Origin of the sequence: Tannerella forsythia (assembly GCF_003860135.1) — a bacterium.
In the GTDB taxonomy this organism is placed as follows: domain Bacteria; phylum Bacteroidota; class Bacteroidia; order Bacteroidales; family Tannerellaceae; genus Tannerella; species Tannerella forsythia_A.
The window spans coordinates 1-531 of sequence record NZ_RQYN01000156.1; the positions used below are offsets into that span (position 1 = coordinate 1).

Below are 531 nucleotides of genomic sequence, written 5' to 3' on the forward strand. Positions count from 1 at the left end.
GAAATCGACAATATAATTCCCGATCACTCGCTGCCGGTCGAAATCAATACCATGAAACCGCCCTTTATGAACCTGCTTCCAGAAAAGAATTTCCGATAAAATCCCGGCTTTCCTCAAAGCCTTTGCTCGAGGCGCCAGCCGACCGTTTGCGGGTAATCTACGGATTACTCTTCTGTATACGGGAACTCCATGAATGTAGGTCAATGGCGTTGTTACCATACGTTCTGTCCTTTTACGATTGTTCTGTCTTTTACCCTTTGCAGGGAGACCACCCCTCCAGAGGAAGGGAACCACCCCGGTCTTGCAGACCACCCCTCCAAAGGAAGGGAGACCACCCCGGTCTTGCAGACCACCCCTCCAGAGGAAGGGAGACCACCCCGGTCTTGCAGACCACCCCTCCAGAGGAAGGGGGCCACCCCGGTCTTGCAGACCACCCCTCCAGAGGAGGGGAGAGGAGTGTACCGGCTTCCCCTCTATAGAGGGGTGCCCGTCAGGGCGGGGTGTCCGTTGCTCTTTCAGAAGCGTTGCTCT

The 531-nt window shown here is 55.6% G+C and carries 1 protein-coding gene; it reads right to left on the minus strand.

Annotated elements, in window-relative coordinates:
- On the minus strand, nt 1–219 hold a 219-nt coding region (locus EII41_RS13775; RefSeq protein ID WP_124791019.1), incomplete at its 3' end, for a DUF559 domain-containing protein.
- Nucleotides 220–531: the final 312 nt, after the last annotated feature.